A 16,018-nucleotide genomic window follows, 5' to 3' on the forward strand; every position below is an offset into this window, starting at 1 on the left:
TTTGATAGTTGTTTTTTTATAGAAAAAGCCATAAAAAAAGTAAGGGAAAACCGTAATCGTTTTTTTTTAAATAAAGCCCTTTTCTTTGGCTGTTAATATTAACTCTCGGTCTCCTTTAGCTTTAACATTGAATATTTTTTTTAGATGTCGTTTTCTTTTTTCAATACTAGCTGCTGAAAGAGGTATGTAATTCGGCATATCTTTCATTTTAGAGCCTAATGAAAGTTCGTATAGTATTTGTCTGTCTATTGCGTCAATGGAAAAATTATTAGAAACTTCTTTTCTTAAGAGGCTTAAGACAGTTTTACTATAATAAGGTATATTGTTTGTTACATTTTTTATTGCATTTTTTAACTCTTTTGAAGTTAAATCGTTCTTAATAAGAAAACCTTCAGGATTTAAGCTTTTAAAAATGTTATAAATTCTGTAATTATCATTACAATCAGTAGAAACAATCAGTCTTGTGTTTGGAAGTAATTTTCTTATTAAAAGCCCTAAATCTTCACCAGATAAGATTTTTCTATTCTTAGCAGGAGAAAGTTTTAAGTCTAAAACAACAAAGCTAAGTGAAGTTTCTTTTTCAATTGTTTTTTTTATAATGTCGTAAGCTCCATTACAATTATAGGTAATGTCTGTGTTAAAATTAAAACTTGGGTTTAACCTAGCTATTTTAGATATTATGTTCTTGTACGTTTCACAAATAAGCGGGCAATTATCTGCTAACAAAGCAGATTGTTTTTCTTTTCTCATGTTTAAATAATTTCGGGGGGAAATACTATTTAACTGATTTCTTTTTTTAAAATCAGTTCATAAATTTATATAAATTAATTTGAAATCAAAAAAAAATATATAAAAAACAAATTATCTACTTATGAAAAATGTAGTTGTATTACTTTTTTAACTCTTTTTTTAAGAATTTTGCTGTATGGCTTTTTTTGTGGATGGAAACTTCTTCAGGAGTTCCAAATGTTAAAACTTTACCGCCTTTTTTACCACCTTCCATACCAATGTCAATAATGTAATCGGCGAGTTTGATAACATCTAAGTTGTGCTCAATAATTAAAACGGTGTTTCCTTTATCTGCTAACTTGTTTAATACTTCCATTAATACACGGATATCTTCAAAATGAAGCCCAGTTGTTGGTTCGTCTAATATATAAAAAGTATTTCCAGTATCTCTTTTTGATAATTCAGAAGCTAATTTAATGCGTTGGGCTTCTCCTCCGGAAAGAGTAGTGGATTGCTGTCCGAGTGTAATGTATCCTAAACCAACATCTTTAATTGTTTTTAACTTTCTATAGATTTTAGGAATATGTTCAAAAAAAGCTGTAGCTTCGTTAATTGTCATTTCTAAAATATCAGAAATTGACTTTCCTTTATAACGAATTTCTAAAGTTTCTCGGTTAAAACGTTTTCCTTGGCAAGTTTCACACTCTACGTGAACATCTGGTAAGAAATTCATTTCTATTACACGAACACCACCACCCTGGCAGGTTTCACAACGTCCACCTTTTACATTAAAACTAAAACGACCGGGTTTATACCCTCTGATAGAGGCTTCTGGAGTTTTTGCAAATAAACTACGTATTTCACTAAACACCCCTGTATAAGTAGCAGGGTTTGAACGTGGAGTTCTACCAATAGGAGACTGGTCAATATCAATAACTTTATCAATATGTTCTAAGCCTTCAATTTTTTTGTAAGGCATTGGTTTTTTTACTGCTCGGTAAATGTGCGCGTTTAAAATAGGGTATAGGGTCTCATTAATTAAGGTAGATTTCCCACTACCAGAAACACCTGTGACACAAATCATTTTACCTAAAGGAAATTCAACGGAAACATTTTTTAAGTTGTTTCCAGAAGCGCCTTTTAATGAGATTGTTTTTCCGTTTCCTTCACGACGTTTTTTAGGAACCTCAATTTCTTTTCTTCTCGATAAATAGTCAGCAGTAAGGGTATCGTGACTTTTTAAATCGTCAAAGTTGCCTTCGCTAACAATTTCTCCTCCATGTCTACCTGCACCTGGACCAATGTCTAAAACAAAATCAGCATTCTTAATCATATCTTCATCATGTTCAACCACTAAAACAGAGTTTCCAACATCACGAAGTTTAATTAAAGAGTCAATTAATTTTTGATTATCACGTTGATGTAAACCAATACTAGGCTCATCTAAAATATATAAAACACCTACAAGTTGTGAACCTATTTGTGTTGCAAGTCGAATACGTTGGGCTTCTCCACCAGAAAGAGATTTTGAAGTTCTGTCTAATGTTAAATAATCTAACCCAACATCCAATAAAAATTGAATGCGTGTGCGAATTTCTTTTAAAATTTCAGAAGCAATAGTTAATTGTTTTTCTGATAATTTTGTGCCAACTTCCTGAAACCAATTAGCCAACTCTAGCACATCCATTTGGGCTAAATCACTAATATTTTTATCAGTGATTCTAAAATGAAGCGCTTCTTTTTTTAAACGCTTTCCATCACAAACCGAACAAGTAACTTCATCCATAAAACCTTTTGCCCAACGTTTGATTGATGTGCTTTCTGAGTTTTTATATTGATTCTCAATAAAGGCAATGATACCTTCGAAATCAATCTCATAATTTCTGGTAACTCCCGCAGTTTTTGATTGAATTTCAAATTTTTCTTTTCCTCCATGAAGAATAATCTCCATAGCTTCTTTAGAAATACTTTTTATAGGGTCGGTTAGTTTAAAGTTATAACGCTCAGCAATAGTTTGAAGTTGTTTAAAAATCCAACTGTTTTTTTGTTCACCCAAAGGTGCAATTCCTCCATTTTTGATAGAAATGCTATCGTCTGGAATTACTTTTTGATGATTTATCTCGTTGGTAATCCCTAGTCCGTTACAGTGAGAGCAAGCTCCTTTTGGTGAGTTGAACGAAAAAGTGTTAGGTTCAGGATTAGGGTAAGCGATTCCCGTAGTAGGACACATGAGTTCACGACTAAAATAACGAGGCTTTTCATCATCAACATCAATTACCATTAAAATATTATCACCCGTGTACAAGGCAGTTTTAATAGTCTCTTCTAGACGTTTTTCAGCAGCATCATTCACGGCTAATCGATCGATAACGACTTCTATATCGTGCGTTTTGTAACGATCGAGTTTCATGCCCTTTTCAATTTCTCTAATTTCTCCATCCACACGAACACGAACAAAACCTTGTTTAGAAATTTGTTCGAATAGTTCACGATAATGCCCTTTTCTCGATTTAATTAATGGTGCAAGAATGGCAATACGTTTGCCGTCAAAATCTTTTAAAATTAATTTTCTAATTTGTTCGTCAGAATAACTTACCATTTTTTCACCTGTATTGTATGAATAAGCATCTGCTGCACGAGAAAATAGTAAACGAAGGAAATCGTAAATTTCAGTAATAGTTCCTACAGTAGAACGAGGGCTTTTGTTTGTTGTTTTTTGTTCAATAGAAATTACAGGAGAAAGTCCGTCAATTTTATCAACATCAGGTCTTTCTAATCCGCCCAAAAATTGACGTGCATATGCAGAGAAAGTTTCAATATAACGACGTTGTCCTTCAGCATAAATGGTGTCGAAAGCTAAAGAAGATTTCCCGCTACCACTTAAGCCAGTAATTACAACTAGCTTTTCACGAGGAATTTTAACATCAATATTCTTTAAATTATGAGCTCGAGCTCCGTAAACTTCTATGTATTCTTGTTCTTTCAAAGTGAGGATTTTACCAAAAACAGCAAAGTTACCAAAACCAAATTTATTTTGAAGCAGCGATTATCAACAAATAAACTGAAAATAGTATATTGCGAATAAAACTTAATTAATAAATGAAATTTATAGATTTTGTAAGGCTTTTTTTTGAGCGCCATGGTTTTAACGTGTCTTCCAGGTTTGCTGATAGATTGGGTATGCGAGCCACTAATGTACGTTTGTTTTTTATTTATATATCATTTGTAACAGTAGGTTTGTCTTTTGGATTATATTTAACAATGGCTTTTTTACTAAGATTAAAAGATATGATTTATACTAAAAGAACATCTGTTTTTGATTTATGATAAACACAGTGTTTCAATCAAGGTTATATAGAGCTATAATTTATTCTGTCTTAATAGTCATGCTAGGAGTAACAGGTTATATGTTACTTTTTGATTATTCCTTTATTAACGCTTTGTACATGACGATTATAACCATTAGTACCATTGGTTTTGGAGAAGTACATCCTTTTGGTACGGGGGAAAAACTATTTACTATCGGATTGATAATATCTAGTTTGTTTGTTTTTGGTTATGCAGTTTCTTCATTCTCAGAGTATTTAATTAGTGGGCAATTTTTTCATCAGTTAAAAATAAAAAAAGTGCAAAAACAAATAGAGCAGTTACAAGGTCATACCATAGTTTGTGGTTATGGTAGAAATGGTAAACAAGCTATTTCGAAATTGAAAAACTACAAGAAACAAGTTGTAGTGGTTGAAAAATTTAATGATGTAGTGAGGCAGTTAGATGAAAAAGGAGTGTTAACTATTCAAGGAGATGCAACGCTTGATGAGACTCTATTAAGAGCAGGTATTATGAATGCAGAAAATCTAATAACAGCGTTGCCTTCTGATGCCGATAATTTATTTGTAGTGCTAACAGCAAAACAATTAAATAAAAATTGTAAAGTAATTAGTAGAGCATCTAAAGAAACATCATATAGTAAGTTAAAAATAGCAGGAGCAGATAATGTAATTATGCCAGATAAATTAGGAGGTTCTCACATGGCATCTTTAGTTGTAACTCCTGATGTTATTGAGTTTGTAGATAGGCTAACTATTGAAGGAGAAACAACTGCTAACTTAGAAGAAGTAGCAATTAATGACTTGCCAGAAAAATACATTGATAAAACAATATTAGATTTAGATTTACGAAAAAAAACAGGTTGTACAATTATAGGATATCGTACTCCAAATAAAGATTACATTATCAACCCAGAAGCTTCGGTGAAATTAGAAATAGGAGGAAATTTGATTGTTTTAGGACGTCCTGAACAGATAGAAACACTTAGAAAAGTTTTTTAATGAAGAAAGTTGTAATAACTGGAAGTAATGGTTTACTTGGGCAAACTTTAGTAAGCCTTTTATTAGAAGAAAAAGAAAGATATCAGGTAATAGGTTTTTCAAGAGGAGAAAATAGAAGTGGTAGAGGTGACTTTAATTATGTTTCAATTGATATTACAGATGAAGATTTGCTTTACAAAAAACTGTCTGAATATAAGCCAGATGTTATTGTGAATACAGCAGCAATGACAAATGTTGATGCTTGTGAAACAAATAAACAAGCTTGTGATAATCTAAATATAGATGTAGTTCAATATCTTAAAAACTATTCAGAAGAAAATAAAACTCATTTAATACATATTTCAACTGATTTTATTTTTGATGGGAAAAATGGACCATACAAAGAGAGTGATAAGCCAAACCCGTTGAATTATTATGGGCTCTCCAAATTAAAATCAGAAGAATTATTAATAAAGTCTAAGGTAAATTATGCTATTTTACGTACCATATTAGTATATGGAAAAGTATATGATATGTCGCGCACTAATATAGTATTGTGGGTGAAGAAAATGTTGGAAGACAGGAAAGAAATAACTATAGTAGATGACCAATTTCGTATGCCAACATATGTAGAAGATTTGGCATTAGCGTGTAAATTATCAATAGATAAAAAAGCACTAGGAATTTTCAATATTTCCTCAAAAAGAATGATGAGTATTTATGAAATTGCACAACAAATAGCAGAAGCTTTTAGGTTAGATAAAAGCTTAATAAAACCAATTTCTACAGATGTTTTAAATCAAACAGCCTTACGGCCTGCTATTACGGGTTTTGATTTAACAAAAGCCCAAACAGAATTAGGATTGCGACCAAAATCTTTTAAAGAAGATTTACATAAATTTAAAGAAAAGCTAATGTAAAAACCATATTTAACAACGAAAACTTGTTGTAAGTGCATTTTTTTATGATATTGCGGGCTACTAATTCAAAAATCTAATACATATTATGAATAAAAAACTACTTGCATTGCTGTTTTCAATAACACCAATGTTAACATTTGCACAGGAAAAAGGAATTGATCAAATGATTGATGAAGCGTTTAAACCTTTTTCTGATTTTTTTAGTAGTGTGATTTTTTTTCCAGTATTTGGTACCCCTTTTGTATTGATTTTGTTAGTGGCTAGTGCCGCTTTTTTTACGCTCTATTTTGGATTTCCAAATATCCGTCACTTCTTTACTGCAATAAATGTTGTAAGAGGGAAATATGAAGATATTGAAAAACATGGTGCGCAATTATTGTATGGTGAAGATGGTATAGCTCAAGGAGTAGATATGAATGAAGTTGACGATATTGAGGAGCATATTGAAAATATAGAGAGCTTACATAGTGACTTAGAAATTGATGGAGATATTAAAGATACTATTCGCGATGAAAGTCATGAAGGTGAAGTTTCTCACTTTCAGGCATTAGCAACAGCGGTTTCTGGTACAGTTGGAAATGGTAATATTGCAGGAGTTGCATTAGCAATTGCTTTAGGAGGTCCGGGAGCAACTTTCTGGATGATTATTTGCGGTTTGTTAGGGATGTCAACAAAATTTGTAGAATGTACATTAGGAGTACATTATCGTGATGTAGGAGAAGACGGAACAGTGTATGGAGGTCCTATGTATTATTTATCTAAAGGATTAAAAGAAAAAGGTTTTGCAACACTAGGAAAAATAGCAGCAGGAGCATTTGCAGTTTTCTGTATTGGAGGTTCTTTTGGAGGTGGTAATGCAGCTCAATCTAACCAAGCAACAATAGTTATTAAAGAGTTGTTAGGTTTAGAGAGTACAGCAGCTGGAGCTATCATAGGTATTGTACTAGCCATTTTAGTAGGTATTATAATTATTGGAGGTATCAAAAGAATCGCTTCTGTAACAGAAAAAGTAGTTCCTTTTATGGCATTGCTATACCTATTGGCTTGTTTGTATATTTTAGGGGTTAATTTCTCTTTAATAGATGATGCTATTTCTTTAATTATAACAGAAGCTTTCAATCCTACAGCGATAGGTGTTGGTGGTGTTATAGGTGTTTTATTAGTAGGGTTTAAAAGAGCAGCTTTTTCTAATGAAGCTGGAGCAGGTTCGGCTTCAATTGCACACTCTGCAGTGAAAACAAAATATTCTGCATCAGAAGGTTTAGTGGCATTATTAGAGCCGTTTATTGATACTGTATTAATTTGTACAATGACAGCTTTAGTAATTATTATCTTTAATTTTGGAGGAGCTTTTGAATATGGAGGAGATGGTACAGGATCTGTATTTATTGACGGTGTGGCTTATGAGGGAGCAGGAATTACTTCAAGAGCATTTGCAGCTTACATTCCATACTCAAATGTATTTTTAACTGTAGCAGTTGTTTTATTTGCAGTTTCTACAATGATTTCTTGGTCGTATTACGGATTGCAGTCTTGGAAATTTTTATTTGGTAGAGGAAAAAAAGCGGATTTAACATATAAAATTTTGTTCTTAACTTTCGTAGTAATTGGAGCAGCAGCGAGTATGAAGTCTATTTGGGATTTTTCAGATGCAATGATTTTTGCAATGGTGTTCCCTAACATGGTAGGTTTATACTTATTGATGCCAGTGGTTAAAAAGCAACTAAAAAGATATTTAGATGCTATTAACCTTAAAAAAGAAGCAGTAGAAGAATAAAAAACAAAACGAATGAAAATATTTAAACCCCATTTCTGGTATAATAAACGCCAAAGAAATGGGGTTTTCTTTTTATTATTTTTAATAGTTGTTTTACAATTTATATATGTGTACATAGATTTTTCTTCAGAAAAAATAGAGGGTATAAATAAGAAAGAGCTAGTAGCTCTTCAAAATACTATTGATAGTTTGAAAAGAATTGAATTGATTAAAAGAAAACCTAAACGATATCCATTCAATCCAAATTATATAACAGACTTTAAAGGTTATCAACTAGGAATGTCTGTAGAGGAAATAGATAGATTACATAATTACAGAAAACAAAATAAATGGATTAACTCAGCTAAAGATTTTAAACAAGTAACAAAAATATCTGATAGTCTATTGAATAGCATAGCTCCTTATTTTAAATTTCCAGATTGGGTTGTGAAAAAAGAAAACCAAAAGAAGAAAAGTAAAATAGAGTTAGGTTTAAGTGAAAGGCATACATATAATAAGGAATATAAAATTTCTACTAATGATATTAATAAAGCCACTCAACAAGATTTTGAAACTATTAGTGGTGTTGGAGAAGTATTATCTTCTCGAATTATAAAGTATAGAAAGAAGTTACAAGGGTATTCATTCTCAAAACAATTATATGAAGTTTGGGGAATAAATAAAGCTGCAGCAAACAAAGTCATGCAAACTTTTACTGTAATTAAAAAACCAACTATTAAAAAAGTAAATGTAAATACAGCCAAATTCAAAGAAGTGTTAAAAAATCCATATATTGATTATGAGTTATGTAAAAAGATATTTGAATATCGAGATGAAGTAGCTGAGCTACAAGATATATCAGAATTAAGAAATATTAAAGATTTTCCACTAAATAAATACGATAGAATAATCTTATATTTGAAAGCAGAATAAACAAGCAACAAAATTTAATAAACAAACCACTATGAATAGTATGTACTTTACCGAAGAGCATGAAGCCTTTCGTCAGAGTTTTAGAGATTTTTTACAAAAAGAGGTAGTTCCTCATATAGATAAATGGGAGAAAGAAGGTACGGTAGAGCGTTTTATCTGGAAGAAGTTCGGTGAAATGGGATACTTTGGTTTAAACCAACCTGAAGAATATGGAGGATTAGGTTTAGATCTTTTTTATACAGTTATTTTTTTAGAAGAACTACAAAAAATAAACTCAGGAGGTTTTGCAGCTAATATGTGGGCACATGCTTATTTAGCAATGACACATGTAAATAAAGAAGGAGATGATCGAATTAAGAATGAATATTTAACACCAAGTATAGAAGGAGATAAAATAGGGTGTTTATGTATTACAGAACCTTTTGGAGGAAGTGATGTAGCAGGAATGCGTACTACAGCAATAAAAAAAGGAGATTCATATGTGATTAATGGATCTAAAACGTTTATCACAAATGGAGTATATTCTGATTACTTAGTAGTAGCAGCTAAAACTAACCCTGATGATAAACATAAAGGAATGAGTATTTTTATAGTTGATAGAGATACTCCAGGAATATCGTCAACTAAGTTAGATAAATTAGGGTGGAGAGCTTCAGACACTGCTGAAATAGCTTTTGATAATGTGGTAATACCTGCTGAAAACTTAATGGGGGAAGAAGGAAAAGGATTTCCATATATAATGCAACACTTTGCTTTAGAAAGATTAGTAATGGGAATCAATGCTCATGCGCGTGCGGAATATGCTGTTGATTATGTAGTACAATATATGAGTGAACGTGAAGCTTTTGGAAAAACATTAGATAAATTTCAAGCTTTACGTCATAAAGTAGCAGAAATGGCTAGTAGAGTAGATATGTGTAGAGAATATAACTATTCCATAGCAAAACGATTAAACGATGGCATTTATGTCGTAAAAGAAGCAAGTATGAGTAAACTATTATCTACTAAAATGGCAGATGAGGTTATATACGATGCTTTACAGTTACTAGGAGGTTATGGCTATATGGAAGAGTATCCAATGGCACGTTTATTACGTGACAGTCGATTAGGACCAATAGGGGGAGGTACTTCAGAAATATTAAAAGAAATTATTGCAAAAATGGTAATAGATAAGAAGGAGTATAGGCCAGCTACTTAATACTTTCTATTTTGTAAAAATGATCATTGATAAGAAATACTTATAATTTATTTATAGGTTCTTGATAAATATTTAAGTAAAAATCCTGTGAAAGCAGGATTTTTATTTGCCTCATTTTTAAACTAAAAAGAAATAAAATAGTGTGTTTTTAAAGAATACTTTGTATCTTTGCCGTCCAAAAATGAAATAAAATAATATAATTGATTGATATACTGAACGTTGTCAATTTTTAAAGATATAGAAACTACGATGAAAGGAGGTGCAAAAATATGTTAATCATTCCAGTTAAAGAAGGAGAGAATATCGATAGAGCGTTAAAACGTTATAAACGTAAATTTGATCGTACAAAAACGATGAAGCAATTACGTAACAGAAAGCAGTTTACTAAGCCATCTGTGGCAAAACGAGCTCAAATGATTAAAGCATCTTATGTTCAGAGATTAAGAACTCAAGAAGAAGTAGGATAGTAATCATCCTAAAAAGTGAAAAACCTGTATTGATATCAATACAGGTTTTTTTTTTGTATCTTCAATTAATAAATAAGATAAATAATGCTAATAGAAGCTTTTTTAGAGTATTTAGAGTTTGAGAAAAAGTATTCAAAAAATACAATTCAAGCATATAAAACGGATTTAATAGCGTTTAAAGATTTTTGTGAGGTTGAGTTTGATCAAAAGGATTTAGAGGGTATTCATTACAATCAAATTAGAACATGGATTGTTAGTTTGGTAAATGATAATATATCAAATAGAAGCGTAAATAGAAAAGTAAGCTCTTTAAAGACCTTTTATAAGTTTCTGCAAAAAATAGGGGAAGTAACAGTGAATCCGCTTTCAAATCATAAGGCGCTAAAAGTTCAAAAAAAAATACAAACTCCCTTTGATCAAAATGAGGTAGAAGAAGTTTTAAAACTAATAAAAGAGAGGTCAGATTTTGAATCAGTAAGAGATAGATTGATTGTGGAAATGTTGTATTCAACTGGAATGAGAAGGATTGAGTTAATAAATGTTAAAGAAAAAGATATAGATCATACTAGTAGAACAATAAAAGTATTAGGAAAAAGAAATAAAGAAAGGTATGTAACGATCTTGCCGTCAGTGTATAAAACTTTACAAGAATATTTAAGACAAAAAAGAGGAATTGAGGATGTAGATCTAGAGGTGCTTTTAGTGACTAAAAAAGGCGTTAAAATTTATGAAACCCTTGTTTACCGAATAATAAATTTGTACTTTAGTAGAGTGTCAACAAAATCAAAAAAAAGCCCCCATATATTAAGGCATGCTTTTGCTACACATTTACTTAACAACGGTGCGTCGTTAAATTCGGTTAAAGAATTACTAGGGCATTCAAGTTTAGCCTCTACCCAAGTTTATACGCACAATAGCTTGGAGCAAATAAAAAAAGTGTATAACAAGACTCACCCTAGAGGGTCAAATTAAAAGATCGAAGAATTATGAAGGTATTCACACAATCAGTAAATTTCTCAGCAGACCAAAAATTAATAGACTTCATTGAGAAAAAAATAGGAGGATTAGAGAAATTTCATGATAAGATCGTTGATGCAGAAGTGTTTTTAAAAGTGCAAAAAACGAGTGAAAAGGAGAATAAAATAACTGAAGTAAAAATTAATATACCAGGAAGCGAATTAATGGTGAAAAAGCAAACTAAGACCTTTGAGGAAGGTATTAGTGTGTCTGTAGAATCTTTAAAAAGACAGTTGCAAAAATCAAAAGAAAAATCAAAGGATGCCTTAGTCTCATAAAAACGATAAAAAATAATTAAAAAAGTTTTAAAAATTAAAAATTACTTTTTACATTTGCAGTCCGTTAGAAATAGCGGATTGTTTTTTTATAACAAAAGCCGATGTAGCTCAGCTGGCTAGAGCAGCTGATTTGTAATCAGCAGGTCGTGGGTTCGAGTCCCTCCATCGGCTCTAAAAAATAAAAGTTCATTAAAATATTATTTAAGGTTTAGGGGAGATTCCAGAGCGGCCAAATGGGACGGACTGTAACTCCGTTGTCTTACGACTTCGCAGGTTCGAATCCTGCTCTCCCCACTATCTTAATGAAATTTTATTGCGGGAGTAGCTCAGTTGGTAGAGCGTCAGCCTTCCAAGCTGAATGTCGCCAGTTCGAACCTGGTCTCCCGCTCTAAATTCGTTGCCGACATAGCTCAGTTGGTAGAGCGCATCCTTGGTAGGGATGAGGTCACGGGTTCAAATCCCGTTGTTGGCTCTATTTTAGAGTTTATTTGACAAGAGTTTAAAAATAACACTAAATATATTTAACTAAGAATTAAAATTAATAATCATGGCAAAAGGAACTTATGATCGTTCGAAACCGCACTTAAACGTAGGTACTATTGGTCACGTAGATCACGGTAAAACTACTTTAACTGCTGCAATTACTAAAGTATTAGCAGATGCTGGATTTTCTGAGCAGAGAGCTTTTGATCAAATCGATAACGCTCCAGAAGAAAAAGAAAGAGGTATCACAATTAACTCTTCTCACGTAGAGTATGCAACAGCTAACCGTCACTACGCGCACGTTGACTGTCCAGGTCACGCCGATTACGTAAAGAACATGGTAACTGGTGCTGCGCAAATGGATGGAGCTATCTTAGTAGTAGCTGCTACTGATGGTCCAATGCCACAAACTCGTGAGCACATCTTATTAGGTCGTCAGGTAGGTATTCCACGTATCGTTGTTTTCTTAAACAAAGTTGATATGGTTGATGACGAAGAGTTATTAGAGTTAGTAGAAATGGAAGTGAGAGATTTATTATCTTTCTATGAGTATGATGGAGATAATGGTCCTGTAGTTTCTGGTTCTGCTTTAGGTGCATTAAACGGAGAGCAAAAGTGGGTTGATACAGTATTAGAGTTAATGGAAGCTGTTGATACTTGGATCGAAGAGCCACCAAGAGATACTGAAAAAGATTTCTTAATGCCAATCGAGGATGTATTCTCTATTACTGGTCGTGGTACAGTAGCAACTGGACGTATCGAAACTGGTATCATTAATACAGGAGATCCTGTTGAGATTATCGGTATGGGAGATGAAAAATTAACATCTACTGTAACTGGTATCGAGATGTTCCGTCAAATCTTAGATAGAGGTGAGGCAGGAGATAACGCAGGTATCTTATTAAGAGGTATTGAAAAAACTCAAATTAAGAGAGGAATGGTAATCTGTAAGCCAGGTTCTATTACTCCACACGCTAAGTTTAAAGCTGAGGTGTATATCTTAAAGAAAGAAGAAGGTGGACGTCACACTCCATTTCACAACAACTACCGTCCACAGTTCTACGTACGTACAACTGACGTAACAGGTAACATTAACTTACCAGAAGGAGTTGAAATGGTAATGCCAGGTGATAACTTAACTATTACTGTTGACTTAATCCAACCTATCGCATTAAACACAGGTTTACAGTTCGCAATCCGTGAGGGAGGTAGAACAGTAGGAGCTGGTCAGGTAACTGAAATCTTAGACTAATTATAGTTTAATAATAAAGTATAAGGAGTCTCTTTTTAAAGAGAGGCTCCTTTAAAATACGGGTTTAGCTCAGTTGGTAGAGCACTGGTCTCCAAAACCAGGTGTCGGGAGTTCGAGCCTCTCAACCCGTGCAAAACTAAAACGAGTTGTGGTGAATACTGCAACTCGTTAAAAGGATAAAATATGAGTAACTTTATACAATACATTAAAGATTCTTTTGAAGAATTAAATACCAACATGACTTGGATTTCTCGTGAAGAAGCTCAAAAGTCTACTGTAGTAGTTGCAGCATTTACAATCGTATTTGCTTTAGCTGTAGCGGGGATAGATAAGGTTTTTCAAACAGGGTTAGATAACTTCTTTAAAATGTTTTAATGATGGCTGATTCGGTGATGAAGTGGTATGTGGTAAGAGCTATTGGAGGTCAAGAAAATAAAGTGAAAACTTACATTGAGACTGAAATTGCTCGTCATGGGTTGTCTGATTTTGTGAACCAAGTAATTGTTCCTACAGAAAAAGTTATTCAAGTAAGAAACGGAAAGAAAATAAACAGAGAAAGAGTTTACTTTCCTGGTTATGTAATGGTTGAGGCTAATTTAGCAGGGGAAGTTCCTCACGTAATTAAATCAGTAACAGGTGTTATTGGTTTCTTAGGAGAAACAAAAGGAGGTGACCCTGTACCAATGCGTAAATCAGAAGTAAACAGAATGCTAGGTAAAGTTGATGAACTTTCTGTTAAAGATGAAAATATTGCAATTCCTTATTCAGTTGGAGAAACTGTAAAAGTAATTGATGGTCCTTTCAATGGGTTTGATGGAACTGTTGAAAAGGTAAATGAAGAAAAGCGTAAGTTAGAAGTAATGGTAAAGATTTTCGGAAGAAAAACTCCATTAGAGTTAAACTATATGCAAGTAGAGAAAATATAATTGTTACACCTATATTTTGATGGGTTTAAGCTTCCAATTTAAACACATCGTTAAATCTTAAACAATGGCAAAAGAAGTAAGTAAATTAGTTAAACTACAAGTTAGGGGAGGTGCAGCGAATCCGTCGCCACCAGTTGGACCCGCTTTAGGTGCTGCCGGTGTTAACATCATGGAGTTCTGTAAGCAGTTTAATGCTCGTACACAGGACAAACAAGGTAAAGTATTACCTGTTGTTATTACAGTTTATACAGACAAATCATTTGAGTTTGTTGTAAAAACTCCACCAGCTGCAGTACAGTTATTAGAAGCGGCCAAAATTAAGAAAGGTTCAGGAGAACCTAATAGGAAAAAAGTAGCAAGCGTTTCTTGGGATCAAATTCGTGGAATTGCAGAAGACAAAATGGTAGATATGAATGCCTTTGAAGTAGAGTCTGCAATGAGAATGATTGCTGGAACAGCTCGTTCTATGGGATTAACAGTAACAGGTGATGCACCTGCTTAAACTTTAAAAGATATTTAGAAATGGCAATTACTAGAAAGCAAAAAGAAGCTCGTGCTAAAGTAGATAGCTCTAAAGTTTATAGCTTACAAGATGCATCAGCATTAGTTAAAGAGATTACAAACGTAAAGTTTGACGCATCTGTAGATTTAGCAGTACGTTTAGGAGTAGATCCTCGTAAAGCTAATCAAATGGTTCGTGGTGTTGTAACATTACCTCACGGAACTGGTAAAGATGTAAAAGTTTTAGCATTAGTTACTCCAGATAAAGAAGCAGAAGCTAAAGAAGCTGGTGCTGATTACGTTGGATTAGATGAGTACCTTCAAAAAATTAAAGGAGGTTGGACTGATGTTGACGTTATTATTACTATGCCAAGCGTAATGGGTAAATTAGGTCCTTTAGGACGTGTATTAGGTCCTCGTGGTTTAATGCCTAACCCTAAAACTGGTACAGTAACTATGGATGTTGCAAAAGCAGTACAAGAAGTAAAAGCTGGTAAAATCGACTTTAAAGTAGATAAAACTGGTATTGTACACGCTGCAATCGGAAAAGCATCTTTCGATGCTGCAAAGATTGAAGAAAATGCAAACGAGTTAATTCAAACATTAATTAAATTAAAGCCAACAGCGGCTAAAGGAACTTATATTAAAAGTATTTTTATGTCTTCTACTATGAGTCCTAGTGTAGCTGTAGATGTTAAAACAGTATCGTAAGGCAGTTAAAACTTTTTAATTATGACTAGAGAGGAAAAATCACAAGTAATACAAGATTTAACAGCACAATTAGCAGATACTAGCACGATCTATTTAGCAGATATTTCTGGTTTAGATGCAGCTACTACATCTAACTTACGTAGAGCATGTTTTAAAGCGAACGTACAATTGGCTGTTGTTAAAAACACATTGCTTTCAAAAGCAATGGAAGCTTCTGATAAAGATTTCGGAGAATTACCAGAGGTATTAAAAGGTAACACTTCAATGTTAATTGCTGAAGCAGCAAATGCACCAGCAAAAGTTATCAAAGAGTTCAGAAAAAAATCAAAAGATCGTCCTTTATTAAAAGGGGCGTATGTAGAAGAGGCAGTTTATATTGGAGATGACCAATTAGATGCTCTTGTAAACATCAAATCTAGAGAAGAACTTATTGGAGATATTATTACCTTATTACAATCTCCTGCTAAGAATGTTGTTTCAGCATTACAGTCAGGTGGAGGTAAATTATCAGGTATCTTAAAGACATTATCAGAAAAATAA

17 protein-coding genes and 5 tRNA genes are annotated in these 16,018 nt (G+C 32.9%); 20 read left to right on the plus strand and 2 right to left on the minus strand.

Going from position 1 to position 16,018, the window contains the following annotated elements:
* Window positions 1-66 precede the first annotated feature (66 nt).
* Window positions 67-750 carry a response regulator transcription factor gene (locus ACXIHB_RS14140; protein WP_047790093.1) on the minus strand — a complete coding sequence of 228 codons (684 nt, stop codon included), beginning with the start codon at window positions 748-750 and terminating at the stop codon, window positions 67-69.
* Between the two features lie 139 nt (window positions 751-889).
* The gene (uvrA, locus tag ACXIHB_RS14145) at window positions 890-3,715 is read right to left on the minus strand and encodes an excinuclease ABC subunit UvrA (protein WP_159493729.1); all 2,826 of its coding nucleotides are present in this window, start codon (window positions 3,713-3,715) and stop codon (window positions 890-892) included.
* Window positions 3,716-3,828: 113 nt separating this feature from the next.
* Between uvrA and ACXIHB_RS14150 the strand changes: the two genes are divergently transcribed.
* The 20 genes from ACXIHB_RS14150 (at window position 3,829) to rplJ (ending at window position 16,018) form a co-directional block, all read left to right on the plus strand.
* A complete protein-coding gene (locus tag ACXIHB_RS14150) occupies window positions 3,829-4,056 on the plus strand; it encodes a hypothetical protein (RefSeq protein ID WP_047790095.1) in 228 nt (75 codons plus the stop codon).
* Window positions 4,053-5,057, plus strand: coding sequence for a potassium channel family protein (locus tag ACXIHB_RS14155; protein ID WP_047790096.1), 1,005 nt, complete (start codon window positions 4,053-4,055; stop codon window positions 5,055-5,057). Before ACXIHB_RS14150 ends, ACXIHB_RS14155 begins: the two co-directional genes overlap by 4 nt.
* The gene (locus ACXIHB_RS14160; protein WP_253680769.1) at window positions 5,057-5,956 is read left to right on the plus strand and encodes an SDR family oxidoreductase; all 900 of its coding nucleotides are present in this window, start codon (window positions 5,057-5,059) and stop codon (window positions 5,954-5,956) included. The genes ACXIHB_RS14155 and ACXIHB_RS14160 overlap by 1 nt, the downstream gene beginning before the upstream one ends.
* 85 nt (window positions 5,957-6,041) lie before the next feature.
* On the plus strand, window positions 6,042-7,733 hold the full coding sequence (locus ACXIHB_RS14165; RefSeq protein ID WP_047790098.1) for an alanine/glycine:cation symporter family protein: 1,692 nt from the start codon (window positions 6,042-6,044) through the stop codon (window positions 7,731-7,733).
* A 12-nt stretch (window positions 7,734-7,745) separates the two neighbouring features.
* On the plus strand, window positions 7,746-8,645 hold the full coding sequence (locus ACXIHB_RS14170) for a helix-hairpin-helix domain-containing protein (RefSeq protein WP_159613857.1): 900 nt from the start codon (window positions 7,746-7,748) through the stop codon (window positions 8,643-8,645).
* A 31-nt stretch (window positions 8,646-8,676) separates the two neighbouring features.
* Window positions 8,677-9,843, plus strand: coding sequence for an acyl-CoA dehydrogenase family protein (locus ACXIHB_RS14175; RefSeq protein WP_159493732.1), 1,167 nt, complete (start codon window positions 8,677-8,679; stop codon window positions 9,841-9,843).
* A 269-nt stretch (window positions 9,844-10,112) separates the two neighbouring features.
* A complete protein-coding gene (gene rpsU, locus ACXIHB_RS14180; RefSeq protein ID WP_028892869.1) occupies window positions 10,113-10,310 on the plus strand; it encodes a 30S ribosomal protein S21 in 198 nt (65 codons plus the stop codon).
* An 84-nt stretch (window positions 10,311-10,394) separates the two neighbouring features.
* Complete coding sequence (locus ACXIHB_RS14185) at window positions 10,395-11,282, plus strand: tyrosine-type recombinase/integrase (protein ID WP_462098499.1); 888 nt, start codon at window positions 10,395-10,397, stop codon at window positions 11,280-11,282.
* 14 nt (window positions 11,283-11,296) lie between these two features.
* A complete protein-coding gene (gene hpf, locus ACXIHB_RS14190) occupies window positions 11,297-11,605 on the plus strand; it encodes a ribosome hibernation-promoting factor, HPF/YfiA family (RefSeq protein WP_047790102.1) in 309 nt (102 codons plus the stop codon).
* A 97-nt stretch (window positions 11,606-11,702) separates the two neighbouring features.
* Window positions 11,703-11,776: transfer RNA gene (locus tag ACXIHB_RS14195), tRNA-Thr, on the plus strand.
* Between the two features lie 40 nt (window positions 11,777-11,816).
* Window positions 11,817-11,899 (plus strand) — tRNA-Tyr (locus ACXIHB_RS14200).
* 21 nt (window positions 11,900-11,920) lie between these two features.
* A tRNA-Gly gene (locus ACXIHB_RS14205) sits at window positions 11,921-11,993 on the plus strand.
* 11 nt (window positions 11,994-12,004) lie between these two features.
* Window positions 12,005-12,077 (plus strand) — tRNA-Thr (locus ACXIHB_RS14210).
* Window positions 12,078-12,152: 75 nt separating this feature from the next.
* The gene (gene tuf, locus ACXIHB_RS14215) at window positions 12,153-13,340 is read left to right on the plus strand and encodes an elongation factor Tu (RefSeq protein WP_047790103.1); all 1,188 of its coding nucleotides are present in this window, start codon (window positions 12,153-12,155) and stop codon (window positions 13,338-13,340) included.
* A gap of 58 nt (window positions 13,341-13,398) precedes the next feature.
* Window positions 13,399-13,471: transfer RNA gene (locus ACXIHB_RS14220), tRNA-Trp, on the plus strand.
* A gap of 52 nt (window positions 13,472-13,523) precedes the next feature.
* Complete coding sequence (gene secE / locus ACXIHB_RS14225; RefSeq protein WP_073184511.1) at window positions 13,524-13,715, plus strand: preprotein translocase subunit SecE; 192 nt, start codon at window positions 13,524-13,526, stop codon at window positions 13,713-13,715.
* Between the two features lie 2 nt (window positions 13,716-13,717).
* Window positions 13,718-14,266 (plus strand): transcription termination/antitermination protein NusG, encoded by a 549-nt coding sequence (nusG, locus tag ACXIHB_RS14230; protein ID WP_047790161.1) that lies wholly within the window; start codon window positions 13,718-13,720, stop codon window positions 14,264-14,266.
* A gap of 64 nt (window positions 14,267-14,330) precedes the next feature.
* Window positions 14,331-14,768, plus strand: a complete 438-nt coding sequence (gene rplK / locus ACXIHB_RS14235) for a 50S ribosomal protein L11 (protein ID WP_047790105.1) — start codon at window positions 14,331-14,333, stop codon at window positions 14,766-14,768.
* A gap of 20 nt (window positions 14,769-14,788) precedes the next feature.
* Window positions 14,789-15,478 (plus strand): 50S ribosomal protein L1, encoded by a 690-nt coding sequence (gene rplA, locus ACXIHB_RS14240; protein WP_047790106.1) that lies wholly within the window; start codon window positions 14,789-14,791, stop codon window positions 15,476-15,478.
* A gap of 21 nt (window positions 15,479-15,499) precedes the next feature.
* Window positions 15,500-16,018: a 50S ribosomal protein L10 gene (gene rplJ, locus ACXIHB_RS14245; RefSeq protein WP_047790107.1), complete on the plus strand. Its 519-nt coding sequence runs from the start codon at window positions 15,500-15,502 to the stop codon at window positions 16,016-16,018.

Source organism: Tenacibaculum sp. IMCC1, assembly GCF_054906355.1.

Coding starts and splice junctions, on each gene's coding strand:
- ACXIHB_RS14140 (WP_047790093.1), bottom strand. CDS start 750: ATGAGAAAAGAAAAACAATCTGCTTTGTTAGCAGATAATTGCCCGCTT.
- ACXIHB_RS14150 (WP_047790095.1), top strand. CDS start 3,829: ATGAAATTTATAGATTTTGTAAGGCTTTTTTTTGAGCGCCATGGTTTT.
- ACXIHB_RS14155 (WP_047790096.1), top strand. CDS start 4,053: ATGATAAACACAGTGTTTCAATCAAGGTTATATAGAGCTATAATTTAT.
- ACXIHB_RS14160 (WP_253680769.1), top strand. CDS start 5,057: ATGAAGAAAGTTGTAATAACTGGAAGTAATGGTTTACTTGGGCAAACT.
- ACXIHB_RS14165 (WP_047790098.1), top strand. CDS start 6,042: ATGAATAAAAAACTACTTGCATTGCTGTTTTCAATAACACCAATGTTA.
- ACXIHB_RS14170 (WP_159613857.1), top strand. CDS start 7,746: ATGAAAATATTTAAACCCCATTTCTGGTATAATAAACGCCAAAGAAAT.
- ACXIHB_RS14175 (WP_159493732.1), top strand. CDS start 8,677: ATGAATAGTATGTACTTTACCGAAGAGCATGAAGCCTTTCGTCAGAGT.
- rpsU (WP_028892869.1), top strand. CDS start 10,113: ATGTTAATCATTCCAGTTAAAGAAGGAGAGAATATCGATAGAGCGTTA.
- ACXIHB_RS14185 (WP_462098499.1), top strand. CDS start 10,395: ATGCTAATAGAAGCTTTTTTAGAGTATTTAGAGTTTGAGAAAAAGTAT.
- hpf (WP_047790102.1), top strand. CDS start 11,297: ATGAAGGTATTCACACAATCAGTAAATTTCTCAGCAGACCAAAAATTA.
- tuf (WP_047790103.1), top strand. CDS start 12,153: ATGGCAAAAGGAACTTATGATCGTTCGAAACCGCACTTAAACGTAGGT.
- secE (WP_073184511.1), top strand. CDS start 13,524: ATGAGTAACTTTATACAATACATTAAAGATTCTTTTGAAGAATTAAAT.
- nusG (WP_047790161.1), top strand. CDS start 13,718: ATGGCTGATTCGGTGATGAAGTGGTATGTGGTAAGAGCTATTGGAGGT.
- rplK (WP_047790105.1), top strand. CDS start 14,331: ATGGCAAAAGAAGTAAGTAAATTAGTTAAACTACAAGTTAGGGGAGGT.
- rplA (WP_047790106.1), top strand. CDS start 14,789: ATGGCAATTACTAGAAAGCAAAAAGAAGCTCGTGCTAAAGTAGATAGC.
- rplJ (WP_047790107.1), top strand. CDS start 15,500: ATGACTAGAGAGGAAAAATCACAAGTAATACAAGATTTAACAGCACAA.